21 protein-coding genes are annotated in these 21,991 nt (G+C 41.4%); 15 read left to right on the top strand and 6 right to left on the bottom strand.

Features of this window, described 5'->3' with window-relative positions:
* Positions 1-68: 68 nt before the first annotated feature.
* Positions 69-2,735 (bottom strand): pyruvate dehydrogenase (acetyl-transferring), homodimeric type, encoded by a 2,667-nt coding sequence (gene aceE / locus AC0L46_RS15085; protein WP_473504745.1) that lies wholly within the window; start codon positions 2,733-2,735, stop codon positions 69-71.
* A 900-nt stretch (positions 2,736-3,635) separates the two neighbouring features.
* Between aceE and nadC the strand changes: the two genes are divergently transcribed.
* From nadC to AC0L46_RS15020, 13 genes are all read left to right on the top strand, one after another.
* Positions 3,636-4,490 (top strand): carboxylating nicotinate-nucleotide diphosphorylase, encoded by an 855-nt coding sequence (gene nadC, locus AC0L46_RS15080; protein ID WP_473504743.1) that lies wholly within the window; start codon positions 3,636-3,638, stop codon positions 4,488-4,490.
* Complete coding sequence (locus AC0L46_RS15075) at positions 4,487-5,677, top strand: acetate/propionate family kinase (protein WP_473504741.1); 1,191 nt, start codon at positions 4,487-4,489, stop codon at positions 5,675-5,677. The genes nadC and AC0L46_RS15075 overlap by 4 nt, the downstream gene beginning before the upstream one ends.
* Before the next feature lie 39 nt (positions 5,678-5,716).
* Positions 5,717-7,816 carry a phosphate acetyltransferase gene (gene pta / locus AC0L46_RS15070; RefSeq protein WP_414681911.1) on the top strand — a complete coding sequence of 700 codons (2,100 nt, stop codon included), beginning with the start codon at positions 5,717-5,719 and terminating at the stop codon, positions 7,814-7,816.
* Between the two features lie 108 nt (positions 7,817-7,924).
* Entirely contained in the window at positions 7,925-8,296 is a 372-nt protein-coding gene (locus AC0L46_RS15065; RefSeq protein WP_473504739.1) for a hypothetical protein, read from the top strand.
* 61 nt (positions 8,297-8,357) lie between these two features.
* On the top strand, positions 8,358-8,813 hold the full coding sequence (locus AC0L46_RS15060) for a pilin (RefSeq protein WP_473504737.1): 456 nt from the start codon (positions 8,358-8,360) through the stop codon (positions 8,811-8,813).
* Positions 8,810-9,760, top strand: a complete 951-nt coding sequence (locus tag AC0L46_RS15055; RefSeq protein ID WP_473504735.1) for a GspE/PulE family protein — start codon at positions 8,810-8,812, stop codon at positions 9,758-9,760. Before AC0L46_RS15060 ends, AC0L46_RS15055 begins: the two co-directional genes overlap by 4 nt.
* Positions 9,747-10,442, top strand: a complete 696-nt coding sequence (locus tag AC0L46_RS15050) for a type II secretion system F family protein (RefSeq protein WP_473504733.1) — start codon at positions 9,747-9,749, stop codon at positions 10,440-10,442. Before AC0L46_RS15055 ends, AC0L46_RS15050 begins: the two co-directional genes overlap by 14 nt.
* A 47-nt stretch (positions 10,443-10,489) precedes the next feature.
* Positions 10,490-10,810: a hypothetical protein gene (locus AC0L46_RS15045; protein WP_473504731.1), complete on the top strand. Its 321-nt coding sequence runs from the start codon at positions 10,490-10,492 to the stop codon at positions 10,808-10,810.
* On the top strand, positions 10,811-11,593 hold the full coding sequence (locus tag AC0L46_RS15040; RefSeq protein ID WP_473504729.1) for a prepilin peptidase: 783 nt from the start codon (positions 10,811-10,813) through the stop codon (positions 11,591-11,593).
* A 3-nt stretch (positions 11,594-11,596) separates the two neighbouring features.
* The gene (gene coaE / locus AC0L46_RS15035) at positions 11,597-12,208 is read left to right on the top strand and encodes a dephospho-CoA kinase (protein ID WP_473504727.1); all 612 of its coding nucleotides are present in this window, start codon (positions 11,597-11,599) and stop codon (positions 12,206-12,208) included.
* Positions 12,202-12,426, top strand: a complete 225-nt coding sequence (gene yacG / locus AC0L46_RS15030) for a DNA gyrase inhibitor YacG (protein WP_414681918.1) — start codon at positions 12,202-12,204, stop codon at positions 12,424-12,426. Before coaE ends, yacG begins: the two co-directional genes overlap by 7 nt.
* A 26-nt stretch (positions 12,427-12,452) precedes the next feature.
* The gene (locus tag AC0L46_RS15025) at positions 12,453-13,667 is read left to right on the top strand and encodes a response regulator (protein ID WP_473504725.1); all 1,215 of its coding nucleotides are present in this window, start codon (positions 12,453-12,455) and stop codon (positions 13,665-13,667) included.
* Positions 13,667-14,332, top strand: coding sequence for a sensor histidine kinase (locus AC0L46_RS15020; RefSeq protein ID WP_473504723.1), 666 nt, complete (start codon positions 13,667-13,669; stop codon positions 14,330-14,332). The genes AC0L46_RS15025 and AC0L46_RS15020 overlap by 1 nt, the downstream gene beginning before the upstream one ends.
* A gap of 14 nt (positions 14,333-14,346) precedes the next feature.
* On the opposite strand, the gene AC0L46_RS15015 is transcribed toward AC0L46_RS15020, so the two are convergent.
* Together AC0L46_RS15015 and AC0L46_RS15010 are read right to left on the bottom strand one after the other, a co-directional pair.
* Positions 14,347-14,973, bottom strand: a complete 627-nt coding sequence (locus AC0L46_RS15015) for a GntR family transcriptional regulator (protein ID WP_473504721.1) — start codon at positions 14,971-14,973, stop codon at positions 14,347-14,349.
* 11 nt (positions 14,974-14,984) lie between these two features.
* Positions 14,985-16,157, bottom strand: coding sequence for a benzoate/H(+) symporter BenE family transporter (locus tag AC0L46_RS15010; protein ID WP_473504719.1), 1,173 nt, complete (start codon positions 16,155-16,157; stop codon positions 14,985-14,987).
* A 275-nt stretch (positions 16,158-16,432) separates the two neighbouring features.
* On the opposite strand from AC0L46_RS15010, the gene aroA reads away from it, so the two are divergent.
* Complete coding sequence (aroA, locus tag AC0L46_RS15005; protein WP_473504717.1) at positions 16,433-17,710, top strand: 3-phosphoshikimate 1-carboxyvinyltransferase; 1,278 nt, start codon at positions 16,433-16,435, stop codon at positions 17,708-17,710.
* Positions 17,711-17,774: 64 nt separating this feature from the next.
* Here aroA and AC0L46_RS15000 read toward each other — a convergent pair whose 3' ends face one another.
* Both AC0L46_RS15000 and AC0L46_RS14995 read right to left on the bottom strand, forming a co-directional pair.
* Complete coding sequence (locus tag AC0L46_RS15000) at positions 17,775-18,644, bottom strand: lipase family protein (protein WP_473504715.1); 870 nt, start codon at positions 18,642-18,644, stop codon at positions 17,775-17,777.
* Positions 18,637-18,882, bottom strand: a complete 246-nt coding sequence (locus tag AC0L46_RS14995) for a DUF2164 domain-containing protein (RefSeq protein WP_317003630.1) — start codon at positions 18,880-18,882, stop codon at positions 18,637-18,639. The genes AC0L46_RS15000 and AC0L46_RS14995 overlap by 8 nt, the downstream gene beginning before the upstream one ends.
* A gap of 300 nt (positions 18,883-19,182) precedes the next feature.
* On the opposite strand from AC0L46_RS14995, the gene AC0L46_RS14990 reads away from it, so the two are divergent.
* Positions 19,183-21,021 carry a tetratricopeptide repeat-containing diguanylate cyclase gene (locus AC0L46_RS14990; RefSeq protein WP_473504713.1) on the top strand — a complete coding sequence of 613 codons (1,839 nt, stop codon included), beginning with the start codon at positions 19,183-19,185 and terminating at the stop codon, positions 21,019-21,021.
* A 59-nt stretch (positions 21,022-21,080) separates the two neighbouring features.
* Here the strand turns inward: AC0L46_RS14990 and rsmI are convergent, their stop codons facing one another.
* Positions 21,081-21,959 carry a 16S rRNA (cytidine(1402)-2'-O)-methyltransferase gene (gene rsmI, locus AC0L46_RS14985; protein ID WP_414681939.1) on the bottom strand — a complete coding sequence of 293 codons (879 nt, stop codon included), beginning with the start codon at positions 21,957-21,959 and terminating at the stop codon, positions 21,081-21,083.
* Positions 21,960-21,991: the final 32 nt, after the last annotated feature.

Below are 21,991 nucleotides of genomic sequence, written 5' to 3'. Positions count from 1 at the left end.
AGACGCATCAAACTTAATAACTTACCTGACCTAGATGCTCTAGGTCAGGTACCCAGCTTGTTTGGTAATTAGCAGGTTACAGGGTTTGGCTTATTCGGATCCAAGCCAAACTTAGCGATAGCTTCGCTAACTACAGATGCATCAACTACACCGTCTTTCGCCAATGCACTCAAAGCAGATACAACAACCCAGTAACGATTCACTTCAAAGAAATGACGTAGTTGAGCGCGTGTATCACTTCGACCGAAACCGTCCGTACCTAATACGTTGTACGTACCTTTAACGAAAGGACGGATTTGATCAGCAAAAAGCTTAACGTGGTCTGTAGACGCAATAACTGGGCCTTTACCTTCAAGACAAGATTCAACGTATGACTGACGAGGTTGATCTTCTGGGTGCAACATATTCCAACGGCTAGCATCAAGACCTTCACGACGTAGTTCGTTGAAAGAAGTGACACTCCAAATATCGGAGTTCACACCGTAATCTGCGTACAGAATTTCTGCTGCGGCTTCTACTTCACGCAAGATAACACCAGAACCAAGTAATTGAACTTGCTTCTTGTTTGTTTTCTTAGCATGAGATTTAAGCTTATACATACCTTTAAGAATGCCATCTTCAACGCCTTCTGGCATATCTTCATGAGCATAGTTTTCATTCATTACCGTTAAGTAATAGAAAACACTCTCTTTATCTTGGTACATACGACGCAAGCCGTCTTGTACAATGACAGCAACTTCATATGAATAAGTTGGGTCATAAGAAATACAGTTTGGAATCGTGCCAGCAAGGATGTGTGAATGACCATCTTCGTGCTGTAGACCTTCACCATTTAGAGTTGTACGACCTGCTGTCGCACCAATCAAGAAGCCACGAGCCTGAGAGTCACCCGCTGCCCATGCCAAGTCACCAATACGTTGGAAACCAAACATAGAGTAGTAGATGTAAACAGGAATCATAGGCAGATTGCTGTTGCTGTAAGAAGTTGCTAGCGCTAACCATGAAGAGAATGCACCCGCTTCATTGATACCTTCTTGCAGAATCTGACCATCTTGAGACTCTTTGTAGAACATAACCTGAGTATGATCGTGCGGTGTGTAACGTTGCCCTTCACAGCTATAAATACCTAGCTGACGGAACATACCTTCCATACCGAAAGTACGAGCTTCATCGGCAAGAATTGGCACAACACGCTCACCAATCTTCTTATCTTTAACCATAACATTCAATGCACGCACGAACGCCATAGTAGTAGAAATTTCGCGACCTTTCGTACCTGCAATTTGAGCTTTAAAAGCTTCAAGAGAAGGAACTTCAAGTGCTTCACAGTCACGGCGACGAACTGGGAAATCTCCACTTAGTTCTTTACGACGTGAGCGTAAGTATTGCATCTCTGGGCTGTCTTCAGCTGGCTTGTAGTAAGGCAGATCTTTCAGCTCTTCATCACTGATTGGAATACCGAACTTGTCACGGAATTGAGCCAAAGACTCTTCATCCAATTTCTTAGTTTGGTGAGCCGTGTTTTGCGCTTCAGCCGCTTTAAACATACCGTAACCTTTGACTGTTTGAGCCAAGATAACAGTAGGTTGACCTTTGTGAGATGTCGCTTCAGCGTAAGCTGCGTAAACTTTGTATGGGTCATGACCACCGCGGTTTAGGTTCATGATCTCTTCATCAGTCATGTCCTTAACCATTTCTAGCAATTCAGGATATTTGCCAAAGAAATGTTCGCGAGTATATGCACCACCGTTTGCTTTGTAGTTCTGAAGTTCGCCATCGCAAACCTCATTCATACGTTTAACAAGCAAACCTTTCGTGTCTTTTTCAAACAATGGATCCCAATGACGACCCCATAGACACTTAACAACGTTCCAGCCAGCACCGCGGAACACACCTTCCAACTCTTGTACAATCTTCGAGTTACCACGTACAGGACCATCAAGACGCTGTAAGTTACAGTTAATAACGAAAATCAAGTTGTCTAGTTTTTCACGGCCAGCAAGAGCGATAGCACCTAAAGATTCTGGCTCATCACACTCACCATCACCTAAGAACGCCCATACTTTACGGTCGCCTTGGTCAATCAAGCCACGGTTATGTTGGTATCTCATAACGTGCGCTTGGTAAATAGCTTGCAATGGACCTAAGCCCATAGAAACGGTTGGGAACTGCCAGTAATCAGGCATTAACCATGGATGTGGGTAAGAAGATAGACCTTTACCATCCACTTCTCGGCGGAAGTTATCTAGCTGCTCGTCAGTCAAACGACCTTCAATATAAGAGCGCGCGTAAATACCTGGAGAAATATGGCCTTGGAAAAATACCATATCCGCTTCTTGCTTATCGCTGTTGCCACGGAAAAAATGGTTAAAACCAATATCATAAAGTGTTGCCGCAGAAGAGAAACTCGTAATGTGACCACCTAAAGTGGAATCATTGCGGTTTGCCTTCATTACCATTGCCAATGCATTCCAGCGGATTATTGAGCGAATTTTACGCTCCATAAACACATCACCAGGCAATTGTTTCTCATCTTGAGGAGCAATTGTATTGCAGTAAGGCGTCGTAATTGACGAAGGTAATGACGTGCCAGCTTGTGAAGCTTCGCTAGTCAAACGGTTTAAAATGTATTGCGCGCGTTCAGGCCCTTCTTCGCGAAGGACAGACTCAAGCGCATCGACCCACTCTTTGGTTTCAATTGGATCGATGTCTTCGAGAATATGCTGCTCAGTCATCGTGTTAATAACTCCCGCTATTAGAACAGATACTAATCACTAGGGATTTTTTGTATTTTTCCCTAGTGACTACTTAAACAAACCATTGGGTTTCATATAATTACTTACATAAAATCCAGCCAACCTAAGATAAAGCGACGTGTCATTCGATAGCACCTAACACGTCGTTTTATCTATTCCAGCGGTCACTATTGTTGTTTTTATGTCATTTCCACTGCATCGACTACTAATATTTCATAGTCGGCTTGCTTCCAATTTAGGCTTGGTTCATCAAGCCCAAGATTAAGTTTTCATGCACGGATAGAGTGTCTATAAGTACATAAAAATTCAAAACTTTTAACTAAAAAAAGATTAAGTAAAAAGACATTTTAGCCTTCCCAACTTCCGCAAAAATTAAATACTCTCATATTTCTAAGAGCTTTTTTCATCTACGACTCTTCTAATTTGGACGTAAGGTTAACACCTAATCAACAAATCGCCTAGCCATCTGAGTTAAGAATAAGGATTAGCGAGTATTTTTGCGCCTTCTTTCTTGACCTAAAACAGCTTAAAACCTGACAAGGTCTCTACGGCACAATAGCTCGATTGGAAGGCACACACTAACATTCACCAGAAAAATCAACTCAATAAGTATTGTGAATAACCATGCTTCTGTACAATAATAATACAAATCATGCGATTTTCATCAGGGTTGCTTAAAAATATATTAGATTTATCTGACTCGATAACATCACAAGAAAGATCTATATTTGTCAGTAAGATGACCGAACATCCAACAGAAAGGCCATGAGTTAACATAAAGTGTATATAAATCAATAAATATAGAAAAAACGCCACTGACGCATTGCGCATATCAAGCTACAATAACAATTTTAAGATTTGGCCAATTTAGGATAATACATGACTCTTTTGAACGCTCTTCTATCTGAGCACATTCGATCGCAAGTTGCTTTTGCATTAGAAGAAGACATAGGTTCCGGCGACATCACCGCCCAGCTAATTCCTGATAATGAAGAAATCACAGCGACGATTATTAGTCGTGAAGAAGCCATTTTGTGCGGCCAAGAATGGGTTAATGAAGTATTTTCTCAATTAGCAGGCCATATTTCTTTAGACTGGCACAATAAAGATGGCGACCTTATTGAAGCAAACCGCCCATTTTTAACATTAAAAGGCCATGCACGAACCATACTAACAGGCGAAAGAGTTGCATTAAATTTTCTGCAAACACTTTCTTACACCGCGACCGTCACCCATCAATACAGCCAAATAGTTTCAGACTCTAACCTCACTATTCTAGATACTCGAAAAACCATACCTGGCATGAGACAGGCTCAAAAATATGCCGTCACTGTCGGTGGAGGCAAAAACCATCGCTTTGGTTTATACGACGCATTTCTTATTAAAGAAAATCATATTATGGCTGCTGGCTCCATTACAAACGCCGTATCTATGGCGCAGAACATTGCTCCTGGAAAAACCATAGAAGTTGAAACTGAAAATTTAGAAGAAGTCGCCCTAGCCGTAAAAGCAGGCGCAGACATCATTATGCTCGATAACTTCTCTTATGATGACATGACAACCGCTGTCCAAAAATTCAAAGGGCAGGTTAAATTTGAAGCATCGGGCAACATGACAAAAGAGCATCTTTTAAAAGTAGCGGAAACAGGTGTCGACTTTGTTTCTATTGGCGCCTTAACCAAGCACGTTCAGGCAATTGACCTGTCTTTGCGAGTATCTCAGGAAAAATCATGAAAGATAGTATTTTAGTAATCAATTGCGGAAGCTCTTCATTAAAATTTGCCATCTTAGCAAATGCAGGCCAAACCATTCTTGTGGAAGGAATCGCCGATCGCTTAGGCTCAACAGGAAGTAGCATTACTTTTAAATATGAAGGGCAAAAAAACGAAATTTCATTAGCTGATAGCAGCCACAAAAATGCCGTTTCACAAATTAAAGAGTGGCTGAAATCCCACACTGAAATTGAATCCTCTTTAGTTGGCATTGGGCATCGCGTGGTCCATGGTGGAGAAACTTTTAGTGAATCAGTTTTAATCGACCAAAATGTTATTGATGGCATAGAAAAATGCGCCAAATTTGCTCCATTACACAATCCAGCGCACTTAAAAGGCATAGAAGTTGCCTTTGAACTTTTTCCTGGCATTCCTCAAGCTGCAGTTTTTGACACCGCATTCCACCAAACTCTAGAGCCAGAACAGTACCTCTACCCTATTCCTATGCAACTGTATCGTGAACATCATTTTAGAAAGTATGGGTTCCACGGTACAAGTTATCGCTATATTAGCCAGCAACTAGCCAAAACAGTTCCAGGTAGCGATGAGCAAGGCGTATTAGTTGCTCACTTAGGCAATGGCGCTAGCGTATGTGCCATTAACAAAGGAAAATCATCCGACACTAGTATGGGGATTACACCTTTAGAAGGCCTAATGATGGGCACTCGCTCTGGTAGTTTGGATCCAGGTCTAATCTCTTTCATTCGACAAGCTGAAAACATCAGCGCCCAAGAAGCCTTAGATATTCTCAATAAAGAAAGTGGATTGTTGGGTATTTCTGAGCTCTCTAACGATTGTCGAACATTAGAAGAAGCCATGGAGAAAGGTGACGAGAAAGCCTTACTTGCTTTAAATATGTTCGCTGCACGCGCGGCAAAACACCTTGCGAGTGTCGCGACAACATTAGAAAGTATTGATCACCTAGTCTTTACGGGTGGCATTGGCGAAAACTCAAGCTACTTACGCCAAGTTATTTGTCAGCATCTAAAAGCGCTTAATATCAATATAGACTCGACACTTAATACAGAAGCGCCTCGCGGTGAATCATCTAACATTACTGCTGAGCACAGCAATACAAACGTTTGGATTATTCCTACTAATGAAGAGTTAATGATTGCGCTCGATACCATCAACTTAATTCAAGATTAGTAACGACATTTAAACATAACGGATTTATTAGGATTAAATATGTCAATTAATGTACTTATGACGGTTCCTACTGGCCCAGGCGTTGGTTTAACCTCTGTCTCAGTTGGGTTGGTTCGCGCACTAGAACAGCAAGGTTTAAAAGCCAGTTTCTTCAAACCTATCGCGCAACCTCAACCAGGCGACAAAGGCCCAGATAAATCAACAGCCATGGTTGCCCAAGGTTCGACTTTAACACCTGCAGAACCTATTCCTCTTCATGAAGCTGAGCGTTACTTATATAACGACAACATAGACGAATTGATGGAAGAAATTGTTGGGCGCTTTCAAGCCAGCGTTGAACCAGACTCTACCGTTATTGTTGAAGGCCTTGCTCAAATTGCAGGCCACCCTTATGCAACACGTTTAAACAAAGCCATCGCTCGAACGCTTGATGCCGGCCTTGTCTTGGTGACAGCTCCTAATAATATGAGAGTCAACGAACTAGAGCATCACGTTGAAATTGCCGCTGGGTCCTATGGTGGAATAAAAGCCAACGATGTCATTGGGTGCATTTTAAACAAGACCACACCAGGATCATTAGGTGTAAAATCTTATGGTGACATGTTCGCACAAAGAGGAATTTTCAAACGTAATTTCAGCTTACTCGGCCAAATACCTTCTGCAGAAGAGCTGACTTATCCTCGAGTAAAAGACGTTGCAGACTTCTTAAATGCTCGCGTCATCAATCCAGGTGATATTGATTCTAGACGAGTTCAATCCTATACCCTTTGTGCTCGTGGCGTGGAAAACATGCTTGAAGCTTTGCGCCCAGGTGTGTTGGTATTCACGCCTGGAGACAGAACAGATGTCATCATGGCAACAGCCATAGCCGCACTGAACGACATCAAAATCGCTGCACTCGTATTGACTGGTGGCTATCAACCAAGTGAAAACCTAATGTCTCTTTGCGGTAAAGCCATGGCAAAAGGCTTGCCTATTCTCTCTGTTGAATCCAACAGCTGGGAAACCGTGATTAATATGCAATCCTTTAACCAAGAAATTCCGTTGGACGATAAAGAACGCGTACTCATGGTAAAAGAGCATATTGCTCGCTGTATTGACCATGACTGGATCAATTCATTCGCCATGAACCAAGAGGAGCGCAAATTATCTCCTCCTGCATTCCGCTTCCGTCTTATTGAGTTGGCTCGTTCACTTAATAAACGCATCATCTTGCCGGAAGGTGAAGAAATACGAACTATTCAAGCCGCTTCTATTTGTGCCGAACGCGGCATTGCTCGCTGTACATTATTAGGCAATGAAGCAGAAATCCTGAGAATTGCTCAGAATAATGGTGTTGAATTGAACCACGGCGTGGAAATCCTTGACCCTCTCAGCATACGCGAGCGCTATGTCGCGCCTATGGTGGAGTTAAGGAAAAATCGCGGTTTAACAGACATTGTGGCGCGCGAGCAACTTGAAGACAATGTTGTGCTCGGCACTATGATGCTGCAAGTTGGTGATGTTGATGGCTTAGTGTCAGGAGCCGTCCACACAACGGCAAACACTATTCGCCCTGCACTACAGCTCATTAAAACGTCACCTGACTCAAGTTTGGTTTCTTCTGTTTTCTTTATGTGTCTACCTGATCAAGTATTGGTTTACGGTGACTGTGCAATCAATCCAGACCCAACAGCTGAACAATTAGCTGAAATCGCCATTCAAAGTGCCGACTCTGCCGCCGCTTTTGGTATCACACCAAAAGTTGCCATGATCAGTTACAGCACAGGTGGCTCTGGAACGGGTAATGATGTCGACAAGGTACGTGAAGCAACAACCATAGCTCAAAACCTTCGTCCAGATCTACTCATTGACGGCCCATTACAGTACGATGCAGCTATCATGGAGAAAGTCGCGAAACAAAAAGCACCAGACAGTAAAGTTGCTGGTAAAGCCACTGTGTTCATCTTCCCTGACTTGAACACAGGTAATACAACGTACAAAGCCGTACAACGAAGTGCTGACGTTGTTAGTATTGGCCCTATGCTCCAAGGCATTCGGAAACCGGTAAATGACTTATCTCGTGGCGCTTTAGTCGATGATATTGTCTATACTATCGCGATTACAGCCATTCAAGCTGGACAGGCTCAACACTTGTAACAGCCTTCCCCCAATGTCCAATACAGGCAAATTTCATCACCTGTGTTGGACATATCACCGAATGCCAATTAGTATTTATTACTTAACTTATCTAAGTTGGTGATCATTATGTCTGGAAGTCTTCCACATTCCATCGCTGTTTCAAGTCACACATTAACCGGCACAACTACGCCTGGTTACACAACGTTTGACTTGCGCTCAGATGAAGACACCAACATAGCGGCCCTAAATGCGCGAAACGCAAAAGCTTCTAGCGATCTCATCGTTACCATATCCGAAGAAGGTCAAGCACTGTCACAGGATAATAGAAAGAAGCTTGATGAAATCGAAGATAAGGAATCCAAACAATTGATTGAAGAGTTGGAAGAAGAGTTCGATGAAAGTGAGCTAATCTACACAACTTCTTCTACTCAAAACCAATCTAATAAGATTGATGATGAAGCCCTGTTAACCGGAGGTTCTCTAGATCAAACTGTTTAACCCGCAATAAAAAACAAACGAATTGGCAGGATGCCATTCATGAATCTTCAAGGAGTGAAGAATGCAAATATCTCGTCCCTATTTACGTGGTTTTACCCTCTTAGAACTTATGGTGGTTATTGCCATCATCTCCATTTTAGCCAGCTTATCCGCTCCCACATTTACGCGCCAAATTGCCAAAGCTAAGCTCATAGAAGCGCAAAATCTCGCCACCCAACACCAATCTCTCGTAGAAGAGTTTATTCTCTTGAATGGAGATTTTCCTACCAGCAGCGAATTCGATTTAATAAAAAGCACTTTATCCGAAAGCTCTATTGTTAAGTCCATCACTGTTGAAAACCAAAGTGACGACACAGGCGACATCAAATTGACATTTAATACCAGTACCGCCATTACTGAAGGAGAATTTCTTACCTATTCCCGCGATAGTAATAGAAACTGGAGCTGCTCCTCTGACTTAGATGACAACATTCTACCAAACCAGTGCGTAAGCGCGTCTACGGGAGAAGAGGAATGACACTAGAAGAAATTATCTCAAATGCAGTTAACGAAAAAGCCACAGACATACACATTGAACACACTAACTCTGGTATACAAATCCACCAGCGTTGTTATGGTCAATTAAATAAAGTCACCGAGCTTCTGCCAAACAGCAGCTTAATCAACCGCATAAAAATACGCGCAAATTTGGATTTATCCGAAACCAGAAGAACTCAAGAAGGACAGTTTCTCTTTGAAGAAAGAAATCGCAGCACGTTTATTCGAGTCAGTATCATAGCGACCGTCAAAGGCGAAAAGATCGCCATGCGTTTGCTACCTGAGAAAAACCAACTAACACTAAATGAGATTGGCATTCAAACCGCCCTACTTCAAACATTGAGCTCAACACTTCAATACCCTAGCGGTCTTATTCTTGTGTGTGGCGCAACAGGAGCGGGTAAAAGCACAACATTATATTCATGCTTAGAGCAACTAAATAATGGAAAACGCACCATTTTTACCATTGAAGACCCGGTCGAATACGAGATTCCTGGGTTATTCCAATGCGAACCAAATCAAGCCATAGGTTTAGATTCTGCCGCATTATTAAAGTCATTTTTAAGGCAAGATCCTGACGTCATTATGGTAGGCGAAGTCCGTGATGCGGTAACTGCCAACTTAGCCGTGAATGCTGCCCTTACTGGACACCTTGTTTTAGCAACACTTCATACTAATTCAGCACTCGACGCCATACACAGATGTCATGGCTGGAAGGTGGATTTCTTCTCTTTAGCCAGTTCGCTGAAATTGATTATTCATCAATCGATGCATTATAAATCAGAGTTCCAGCAACCCATTTTCAATGGTTTACTGCCGCTATGGAAACAAAACCTACCACTGGATTACAAAAGCCTGATTGAATCCCCAGTACTCTGGCAAGCTTTCTCTCATCAAGATAATGAGGTGAATAATGCCTTGGTATAGCCTCAAAGATCAGCATAACAAAGAAGAGTACCTTTACAGCCCATCTGAAAACGAGCTTGTTTTTTCACAGATAAAAAACAGAAAGTGGCACGTATCAGTCAAAGAGTGGAAGCTCAAAAAACTAGATTATAAAGCCCTACTTATCTTTTATGAGGAAATACAAAGTGCGCTACATTCAGGCTTACAACTTAACCAAGCCATTTCACACCTTGCACAATCATCGACTCATGCAAAAATAGCCAATATTAGTAAAGCACTGTATGGCGAGCTATCAAAAGGAGCTTTATTCAATGAGAGCCTTAGCAAAATTACTCTTCCTGCAGCAGCGCCATACTGTCAACTCATTAACTCTCAAGGAACACGTGAGGATTGTGAAGAGAGCTTAGCCGTTTCTATTCTTCAATTAAAAACCTTGCTCGGCTGGTCGCAAAGGTTGCTCAAGTCGATAGCCTACCCTTTTAGCATAATTCAAGTCGCACTCATTATTTTAATAATTAACAACGCCCTTCAAACCAAAAGCCCGACAGAGCAAATTTTCACACTGGCCTCAGACCTCATGCTCTACGTATTTTGCAGTGGGCTTCAGTTACTCATCATTCAAAGTTTGTACAAAGGCAATGCAATGTATTGGTTAGAAAGGTTCAGCGGAGATTTCAGGCTCACCAAACTTTTTCCCTATTAAGCACTACAAGAAAAACAGGGCTTTCATTACAAGACGCTTTAAAAAGTATGCCGGAGTATTTCAAATACGAACCGATAAGGATGGAAATATTAACAGTTTTCTACAAGCTGCGTTTAGGCCAAAACTATACAAGCAGTTTTCCGGCGCACTGGTTCCCCAAAGAATCCGCGATAGCGCTTCACTCAGCAGAACAAGATGGCGACATAGAAAGAGCCTTGACACTAGCTTCAGCTGCCCATGAAAAACATTGGCAGAAAAGCGTCTCTCTACTGGAGAAAATCATCCCTGCACTTTGCCTTTTTGTTGCAGGCGGGTTTGTCGCTTCTGCTCTTGTTGCTTTGTATGCCCCTTTATTGGAGGCGCCATAAATGCTTACATCATTTCTAGAATATACCTTATATAGCGCATTTTTCTTGAGCCTTGGAAGCTTTTCAGCAGCTTTCAGTATTCGTTGGCCTGAGAAAGCATTTCTAAGCTGGCAACAAGAAGCTCACCAGATTTTATCCATCCCTTTTCAAAACACCCCCCTTACAGATGATACAAAACGATCCCAATGCCCAAACTGCAAACACACTCTTGCATGGTTCGACCTCATTCCACTATTAAGCTACTTCCTTCTCAAGCGCCGATGTCGCTATTGCATGCAGATCATCTCTTATCGCTATCCGGCAATAGAAGCACTACACCTTATTTGTTGCTTACCACTCCTATGGATTCATCCTGATACAAAACTATTAGTTCTACATGCATTGTTACTCAGCTCATTCATTACACTTGCTGTCATTGATGCAGAGCATAAACTGATCCCAGATGAGTGCTGTGTTGTCATCTTAGCTTGCGCCCTATCTATTAACCTGATCAACCAAACACTAGAAAGTAGCGTATTAGGACTGCTGATAGGCTATGGCTCTATCTACGCTCTGCATTGGGGATATAAAGCTGTACGTGGAAAAGATGGTATAGGGCTGGGTGATGTCAAATTGATCGCTGCGATCGGAGCCTGGCTAGGAATATTCGAGCTTGCCCCCATGTTACTTTGTGCAAGTTTATGCGGAATCCTATACAATACGACCTTAAATAAAAAAGATTCAGGCTCTGTACCATTTGGGCCATTTTTAATTTTTTCCGCGATACTGGTATTTTATTTATAACCTATGACAAACATCTCATCTTCTATCATTGGTCTTGCTGGTGGCATTGGATCTGGCAAAAGCACGATCACTAAACATTTCAATCAACTTGGAATTCAAAGTGTTGATGCCGATGATGTTGCTAGGTTGGTTGTTGAACCAAATACCCACTGCCTTAATAGAATTCACCAACGCTACGGTGATGATATTTTGCTGGAAGACAAATCTCTAAACCGTCGCGCTTTACGTGACATCATCTTCAACCAGCCAGAAGAAAAAGCTTGGTTAGAAAGCCTTACTCACCCTGCCATTCGCAACGAGATACAAGTTCAATTAAAAAAAATATCGTCTCCATACGGACTGCTCGTTCACCCTCTTCTGTTTGAAACAAAGCAAAATAGCTTATGTAAATTTGTTATAGCAATTGACGTTCCTGCCGATATACAGATCCAGAGAGTTATGAGCAGGGATAATGTAAACAGGGACAACGCCAAAAAAATTATGGCCACGCAGTTAAGTAATGCAGAGAGAATAAAAAGAGCGGATCTAATTTTGGAAAACGCTGGTAGCATTTCCGACATGAATGCTAAAGTTTTAACATTGCACCACAAAATTCTAGAGTCATTACCATGCTAAACAATAATTCTGTAACTTTAGTCAGTTGCCCAACATGCCAAAAGAAAAGCCCATGGACAACTGAAAACAAAGATAGGCCTTTTTGCAGTGCAAGATGCAAATTAATCGACCTAGGAGAATGGGCAAGCGAGTCTTACGCTATTCCTCAACAAACATCGGAAGAAGACGAAATTTTTTCTGAAGACTTAGTTATTGACCCAAATAAGTCCTTTTTATAATTGCTAAACACGGAATGTAATCCTTTATGGCTGTACAAGATTTTTCCAATAAAAAAGCACTCCTTATAGAAGATATGGCAGAAGCCCGCATAATGCAGCGCAAAATGCTAACCGACTTTGGCTTCAGCTCTATTGATATTGCCATGAAAGCAGAGACAGCCATTGAATTACTCAGAAGCAAATCTTTTGACTTAATATTGTCCGACTACAACCTAGGCAATGGTAAAGACGGTCAGCAATTACTTGAAGAAGTAAGACATTCTAAATTAATTCCAAACACGGCTACTTTTTTAATGGTAACCGCTGAAACCTCCATTGAAATGGTGATGGGCGCTATCGAATTTCAGCCCGACGGCTATATAACAAAGCCTTTTTCACAAGCCATTCTACAGCGACGTTTAGCAAAATTACTGCAAACAAAAGAGCGCATGCTCGATGTAAATATCGCCCTCGATGCGGAAAATTATGAAGACGCCATTACTGCAGCTACTGCCGCCATGGAAAAATACCCAGCCTTGACGGGCAAATGTGAAAGAATCATTGGTGACTGTCTTTTAGAATTAAAAGACTATAACAAAGCACTTACTCTGTTTAAAAACACCATTAAAGAAAGAAAAATGCCTTGGGCTCTATTTGGCAAAGCCAAAACGAATTTCCTAAGAGGTGACTTTGACAAAGCTGAGCAAAACTTTCGTCAGCTAATGCTAGATAACCGCTTTTTTGTTAGCGCTTATGATTGGCTAGCTAAAACCCAAATTGCCCAAGGCAACTCAATAGAAGCCCAAGAAACGCTTATTGACGCTATAGGTAAATCACCAAAAAATCTGTTACGTCAAATGGAACTTGGTCGTATCAGCATGATAATAAAAGATTATTTAACTGCTGAAATGTCTTACAGAAGAGCGGTTTTTTTAGCAAAACACTCCTGCTACAACACTGCAGAAGTTTACCTCAATCATTTGGAATCCCTTGCTCGACTTTCAGACGAAGGCCCATTACTTCCACGCCAAAGAGACAATTTCAATAGTACTCTTAAAAAGATACAAGAATCCTTCTCTGATGACCCGTCCGTCAAAGCCAAAGCATATGGTTATGAGATGGATGTTTTCTTAGCAGAGAAAGACACTCAGTCTGCAAAAGATATATATGAAACTTGGCTTAATGAAGTAAAATCTGGCGCAGCTATTAAGCCAACAGAACAACAAAGCGCGTTATATTCAAAAGCGCTTGGAAGTGAATAATGAAAAAAATGGATATCAGCACCATCTTAGCGAGCGCAATACACGAGAGCAAAAATCAAGTAGGAACGTTACTTTATCAATTGCAAACTTTGAAAGAAACTTCGGACTTTCAAGGTTCAAACAAAACTAAAATCGTTCAAATTGAAGAGTCTTTAAAAAAGCTCAATGATGAATGGGTTGAGTATTTGTACCTGTATCGTTTAGCGTCAAATGGATACGACCTACATGTAGACACTTTTTTAATGGATGAATTCTTAGACGATCAAGTATTTGCTCTTCAACCTTCCGCAATAGCAAAAAACCTAGAGCTCGATTACACCTGCGACCCAAGTCTCACCGGCGTGTTTGATGAGCGATTAATGACCGCAGTTGTGAGTACTGCAGTTTATAACGCATTGCGTTTTGCAAAATCAAAAATCAATATCAACGCAAAAAAAGATGGCAACTTTCTTGTTATTGCCATAGAAGATGACGGTAAAGGTTTTCAGCCACATCAAGAGCAAGATGATATTTTTCATGAAGCGAATACAGGATTAGGACTGTATTTTGCTGAACTTTCTGCAACCGCTCATACAATCAACCACACATTTGGGTTTATCAAAAAAGACACCTCCACTTTAGGTGGAGCCAGCTTAAAAATATATTTACCCCAACCAGCGAAATAACACATGAGTCTTTCTTATTGAGAAGATTGACTCTTTAGGTATTCGGTTAATAGCTTCCCGGCTTCTTCTATATGCTGCTGCAAAAAGGTCAACGCACCCCGTTTATCATTTTGCTCTATAAGCCACAACAACTCTTCGTGCTGCTGCTCACTTTCAACTCGGTATCCTAAAGGCCCATATTGAAAACCAAGATAACGAATGACTTTCTCATTTAACCCTTCAACAACCTGATGCAACGCCACTCGGTTTGCCGATTGATACAACACACTATGAAAATGCCAATTCATCTCACCATACTGGATAAGAGATAAGCTTTCTTGATTTAGCTCCGACAAAATAAGCCTAGCCGCTTTCAATTCTGTTTCACCAATGTGGTCAAAGGCCATTTCAAACAGAAGACACTCTAACCTTGATCTCATCAAATAAAGATCTTCCGCTTCTTCCCAACGAAACTCAGGAACCATAACACCTGCTTTTCCATGAGGTGACAACCACCCTTCTGCCTTTAACGACAAAAGCGCATCACGAATCGGAATTCGGCTCACCTTATATCGCTCTGACAACTCAACCTGACGCAGAGGAACACCTCTAGGTAATTGATTATTGAGTATGTCTTCTTTAATCGCCTCTTTAATATTCATAAGCAAACTGGCTACTTGGCCTTTATGTTTGAAATCAGTAAACAGATAACACCAAACACAATCCCCCAAAACGCGGAAGCAATACCAAAAAATGAAACACCTGACACAGTCACCAGAAATGTAATTAAAGCCGCTTCTCTGTTCCCATCATCCACCATTGCATTTTTCAAATTCATACCTATCGTTCCCAGTAAAGCAATACCAGCTAAAGCCGCAATCATTGCCGCTGGAAAAATAGCAAACAAAGCCACAACAGAAGAGCTAGCCAATCCTGCCACCAGATAGAAAACACCCGCTGACAATCCTGCCACATAACGGCGCTCCGGGTCTTTATGACATTCTTCACCTGAACAAATAGCCGCCGTAATGGCCGCTAAATTAAAAGCAAAACCACCCAATGGTGCTAACACAATTGACGCCACGCCAGTCCAACTAATCAAAGGCGAAACAGGTGTTTGATAACCACTACTGCGCATAACAGCAACACCTGGAACATTTTGTGATGTCATGGTGACAATATACAAAGGCAAACCAATACCAATCAATGCACTCACATTCCACTCAGGCCAAACCCACACTAAGGCACCTAACTCAAAAGGAATATCAGCAAAAAGACGACCATTTGATTCAGCTACGACAAATGACACACCTGCTGCCAAAACAAATAGAACAGCATAACGAGGAATAAGTCGTTTACATACTAAATAAGTCATTAACATGATTCCGACCAGAAATACATGACTGCCCATGGCGTCAAAAACAGATAACCCAAATTGAAACAACACCCCAGCCAACATAGCGCAAGCAATAGGAAGCGGCACTAAGCGCATCATTTTGTCAAAGAAGCCAGAGATACCAGTCAATAAAGTGAGAACGCCTGCAAACACAAAAACACCAAGTGCTTCGGCATAACTTATAGAACCTAAGCTTGTCGCCAATAAAGCAGCACCCGGTGTAGACCAGGCGGTAATAACAGGAGCTCGATACCATAAGGAAAGAAAGAAACAGGTGGCTCCCATACCAAAACCGAGCGCCATGATCCAAGAAACAATGACATGAGCATCTGCTCCTGCTGATTGAGCAGCCTGAAAGACAATCGCAACAGAGCTCGCAAAACCAATAAGAACAGCAACAAAACCAGCGACTACCGCACTTAAACTACAATCATTAAGAATCCGTAACATAGTCACCTCTTGTTATCCATGACATGAAAAGCCGCATTATATTTAGAGTATGCATTTTTGTATACATTTTTATTTGTATTTTATCTCTTCTATCGCAAGAACTGACATACCACGCCATCAAAGGTATAATGCTTGCCATTCAAGACTGACCTCTTTCACAGAGTGACGCGTCCACCTACTATTACGGAATATTTTAAACAACACATAACCTATTCTTTTGGCCTCTTGACGCAGCGCCTCAACAACAAACATAAAATACTGTGACGGAAAAAACTATGAACTCAATCACTCTCGGCCCTCTTTCTAAAGCCGATGGAGAAATCCAAATCCCTGGCTCTAAAAGCCTTTCTAATCGCATTCTACTTTTAGCCACACTTGCGAAAGGAACCACCAAGATTACCAACCTTCTAGACAGTGACGACATTCGTTACATGCTAGAAAGCCTCAAAAAACTTGGCGTTGCTTATACGCTTCAAGATCAAGGAACTACTTGTATTTTAGAAGGACTAGGCGGCCCAATAAAAGCTGACTTCGGCGACCTATTTTTAGGCAACGCAGGAACAGCCATGCGACCTCTTACTGCGGCATTATGTCTTGGCCAAGGAGAGTTTTTACTTCATGGCGAACCTAGAATGCATGAAAGACCCATTGGCGATCTTGTCGATGCATTAAAAAACCTAGGTGTCGACATCGAATACCAAGGAGAAACGAACTACCCGCCACTACGAATTAAAGCAAATGGCTTATCAGGTGGTGAAGTTTCTATAAAAGGCAATATCTCTAGCCAATTCTTAACCGCAATCCTCATGAGTGCGCCATTGGCTAAAGAAGACTTAATCATCAAAGTAGATGGCGAATTAGTCTCTAAGCCATACATAGACATCACATTACACGCCATGAAACAGTTTGGTGTTGAAGTTGAGAACCAGAACTACCAATCCTTTATTGTAAAAGGTCAACAAACCTACCAAAGCCCCGGTGAGATCATGGTGGAAGGCGATGCTTCTTCCGCATCTTATTTTCTTGCCGCCGCCGCCATCGCTGGCGGAAAAATCAAAGTTCATGGGGTAGGAACAGACAGTGTGCAAGGTGACGTGAAGTTTGCAGATGTATTAGCCAAAATGGGCGCTAAAATCACTTATGGGCCCACTTGGATAGAAGCAGAGCATAACGAATTAAAAGGCGTGGATTTGGACATGAACCACATTCCAGATGCTGCAATGACAATTGCCACAACCGCTTTATTTGCAGAAGGTACGACCAGTATTCGTAATATCTACAACTGGCGCGTAAAAGAAACCGATCGTTTATATGCGATGGCAACAGAGTTGAAAAAACTTGGAGCCGAGGTAATTGAAGGTGACGACTTCATTACTGTGACGCCAGTTAAAGAACTCAAGCATGCGGCTATTGACACCTACAACGATCACCGTATCGCCATGTGTTTCTCTTTAGTCGCTTTCTCAAATACTCCCGTTACGATTAATGATCCGGGTTGTACATCTAAAACCTTCCCAACTTACTTTGAGCTTTTCAATAAAGTAGCAAGTTAGCCTCTGAAAAAAGAGGTTGTTAGCAACAAGAAACTTAGGGCGTTATGATGTAACGCCCTATTTTTTAGTCTAATGAAAAGCCAAATAAACTGATTTCTGTTTTATAAGGCACTTCTTCTGATGATTCTCTCAATGTATCAATTAGCATCAAGTAGGTCGTCATTTTATGAGCGACTAAATTCTTTTCACTCGGAATAGATGAGGTGAATTTTGTTGCTCGCATCGCACTTTTTATACCGCTCGTTTCTGAGTATTTCCCACCTTCCATAAGAATCACTTCAGCCCCCATGTGCCAATAAACATCCAACTCTTTAATTTGCAAAGGGCTCAATGGTGGAACCAAAGGGACAATATCATGAGGCGTAACCACTCGAACCAGCGGTAAAGTCTTAAATTGTTCGGCGCCTGTCACATTGGTCACTTTTGGTTGGCCAAAGGTAATAACCTGTTCAACTTGATACCCATCCTGAGTTAAATACATACCCAGAACCACAGCGATCGCACCACCCAAACTATGCCCTGTTAAATGGATCGGTTTATCTATGGACAAATAAGGTTTGATATCATCATAAACCGCCTTTGCTCCACCTGAAAAACCTTGATGCAGCTTAATATTCAGCAAAGAGTCAGATTGCAAAGAGACAGATAAATCCAGCATTACATTTTCTAAATTGGCCGTTCCGCGAACACCAATCGTCTGTACACCTGCTGCTTCGCTGATGAAATAATTCACTTGGCTTGATTGGATGGTTGCCTTATGGAGCAAAACTTGATGCTGCTCACTTAACGCTAATTCCAATTCATCTAATGACAAATAGGCATCGTTAGAAAGTATTGCTTGAGAATAGATTTCGGAAAAGTCCTGCTCAGCCAATAACAATTGAAAGGGTAATAGCAAAAGCGAAAATACAATAAGCTGTAAGTACTTACGCATCTGGCAATTCCAATTCATAAATAGCATCATTAATGGTTTCAATTCGCCCCATCATAGCTTCTTGAGCATCCGCTAAACCTTTATTGTAAAAAGTCGCGGCGAAGTTTTTCGCAATAAAATCCAAAAAGAATTCAGCTTCAAAAGAGCCTATTGATGTATCCAGCTCTTGATCTAAATAGTCCTTAAGTTTTTCTACCATTTTTCGTTTTTCATCATCATTAAATTTTAGTGAAGACATATTTCTCCCTTTTCAACTGACAGCTCACTTTGTGCCAAACTTTCACATCGTGGCAATCAGCTGAAATACGCTAATTTAAAAAGGCAGAGCATCAAAAACTCGCCGTGTACTATTATATAAGATAAGTGCATACAGATATTCCTTATTCCTTTAAGCAATAGACATCATCACATTGTATTTCTATTGAAATTTACATAGGATGATCTCAACTTTAAGTAAAGAATATGTAAACTCACACTCTGGACTGCAAAAACCTTTTTATACAGCAAGAGTAAATATAAGCAGTTATCAGGTGACTAAATGCCATTTACGATAAACATAAAACAGACCTCTGTAATCTTAGGTATTTTTTTACTCGTAACTTTGCTCATAGCACCTTCAGCACACGCGAAAAATACAGATGCTTTTTTTCAGGATATTCAGGTAGCATCACATTCCAAAGACACAATTGCTCTTCAAAAATCTCTATCGCAATACATTTTAAAAACCAACGAGCTACCAGAAGAAGAATACACCTCATCCAGTGCAGAAATCAGCGCGTTTTTAAGAGAAGCAAATGAGGTAGACGCCAGTATATATCTTGCTCAATGGTTATCTAACGAAGATGCCAATGAGTTAAAGGCTGCTGTCCGCTATCGCTGGATGATGATCACAAGCTACGACCTAATGTTTTTCAGTCAGCTTTCTTCTGCAAGTAACATGATTGAAAAGTCACTCCTGTCGATTAAAAAGTGGGAACCTTCTTCTAAGAGCGCTCTTAACACTCAAGCTAATCTCTACCATATTTATGGGCAACTATTAGTGAAACAAAAGCGTGTAGCGGAAGCTCTCCCCTATTTTTATCAAGCTGAAGAGTGGTTTAAGAATATACAACCAGATCACCCTTCCATTTTCACCATTAACATCATTCTAGGTGAGGCCTTTTTAAACGCGAAAGACTATATAAAAGCGGAACAATACACCAAACAAGCTCTTAACATTATCCCCGAAGGTCGCGTGGACGCCATCAGTTATCTATATGGCATCCTTGCCTCAGCAGTTAGGCAGCAAGCTCGCCCGCAAGATGCTCTGAATATTATTCACCAATACCTAAGAACCCCTGTAGACCCCAGAAAAGATTATTTTTTATACTTTTCACTTGTACATATAGAGGTTTTAAGAGACTTAAAAGAATTTAAAGCGGCCCTAATACTGGCAAGAGAAACCCATTCGCTCGCCCAAGAAGTGAACAACAAAAGCTACCTGAAAGAAGCAAAGCGCCATCTTGGATTTCTAGAAAGCTACTTTGGCAATATGGTGAAAGCGGAAAAACTACTATCTGAAGCAATCTACTCTGCAACAAATAAGCTCAACGACACCTCACCAGAAGTTTATTTAGAATACGTCGAGATACTAGAAAAACTAAACAGATACCCAATTGCTCTGGAATACCATAAGTTGTTTCATGCAACCTATGTGAAAGAGCGGGATCGTATCGACAGAGCGGCCATTGCAAATCTCGAGCAACAGCAAAAAAACCTCAAGCTAGAACAAGAGACAATTGTTTCCTCAACAAAATTAGCACTAGCAGAAGCAAACAATAAACGCGCTCAATTTAAAAGCCGCGTTTGGATGTGGGCTGCAGCAATATTGGTTTTGATTATGACGGTTATTTTAATCATGCTGATACAACTGCGAAAGAAAAGCCATGAATTACACTATATGGCGAAGCATGATCAATTGACAGGACTAGGCAATCGCCACGCTTTCCTACAAGCCCTAAACACATCGCCTTCTCACCTACTCATCGTCACAGATATTGATAGGCTAAAATACTACAACGATTTATATGGACACCAAAAAGGCGATCAGTTAATTCAAAGCTATGCAACTCACGTCTCTAGCTTCCTAGAGCCGGAAGGCGCTCAGCTATTTAGGATCGGGGGAGATGAGTTTGCCATACTGATAGAAGCACCTTTTTCAGTGAGAAAAATAGAAGATTGTATAAACTGCGCCATCTTGCAATTACAAAAAGATGGCTTTACCGAAGCAGACGCCAGCTACGGTATCGCGACACGAGAGGAAGTCAAAACAGACTTTGATTGGATCTCTTTAGCCGACCAGCGTATGTACCAAATGAAGCAATCAAGAAAAGCCTAAATTGGCATGCCTCTCTACAAACTCATTTGAGCTCTTAGAAAAACATGCCAAGAAATCAGTTACTCTTGCATTTCAAGCGCCATTTTATACAAGTAATTTTTCTTTTCTCCTGTCAATTTTGCTGCCATTGCCGCAGCCTGTTTAACAGGTAAATCTTCTAGGAGAATTGAAAGTATACGTTTTGCTTCCAATTCAGCTTCATTGCCACTTTCTTGAGTGAAACTCAACATAACAACAAACTCACCACGCAATTGATTCGCATCTGCATCAAACATAGCTAACACTTCTTCAGCCGTACCCGATAAAAATGTCTCAAATGTTTTTGTCACTTCACGAGCCAATACTAATTGAGCGTCTTCTCCATAAACCTTTTGCACATCAACAATCGAGTCATAAACACGATGAGTCGATTCATAAAAAACCACAGTCCCAGCTTGTTGCTTCCATGATTCAAATAAGTCACAACGAGCTTTTGACTTAGCAGGAACAAAACCTGCAAAAAAGAATTGATCTGTCGGCAAACCAGAAGCACACAAAGCCGCTACCAATGCACAAGCACCAGGAATTGGAACTACCTTATGACCTTGTGAGCGCAATGCATGAACCACATGGTAACCTGGATCCGAAATCAGAGGTGTTCCGGCATCAGACACCAAAGCCACACTTTTGCCTTCATCTAATAAACTAGCAACATAATCCGCTTTGTCTTTTTCATTATGGTCATGAATTGAAAAAAGCTTTGCTTCGATCCCAAAGTGGTTCAACAATCGGCGACTGTGTCGAGTATCTTCTGCGGCAATATAATCAACTTCCCGTAAAGTTTGTTCTGCTCTTTTACTAAAATCATCTAGATTGCCTATCGGCGTCGCAACTATGTACAGCGACCCTCTCGCATCATCAGAACTATGTGGTACCATATTGCCTCTTCTATCTGCCATTTATAATCTTATGAGCCTACTTAATTACCGCA

It is taken from the genome of Marinomonas sp. 15G6-16 (genome assembly GCF_055809555.1).
Note: the sequence above shows the minus strand (reverse complement) of the source record. Positions and strands in the feature narration are given on the sequence as shown.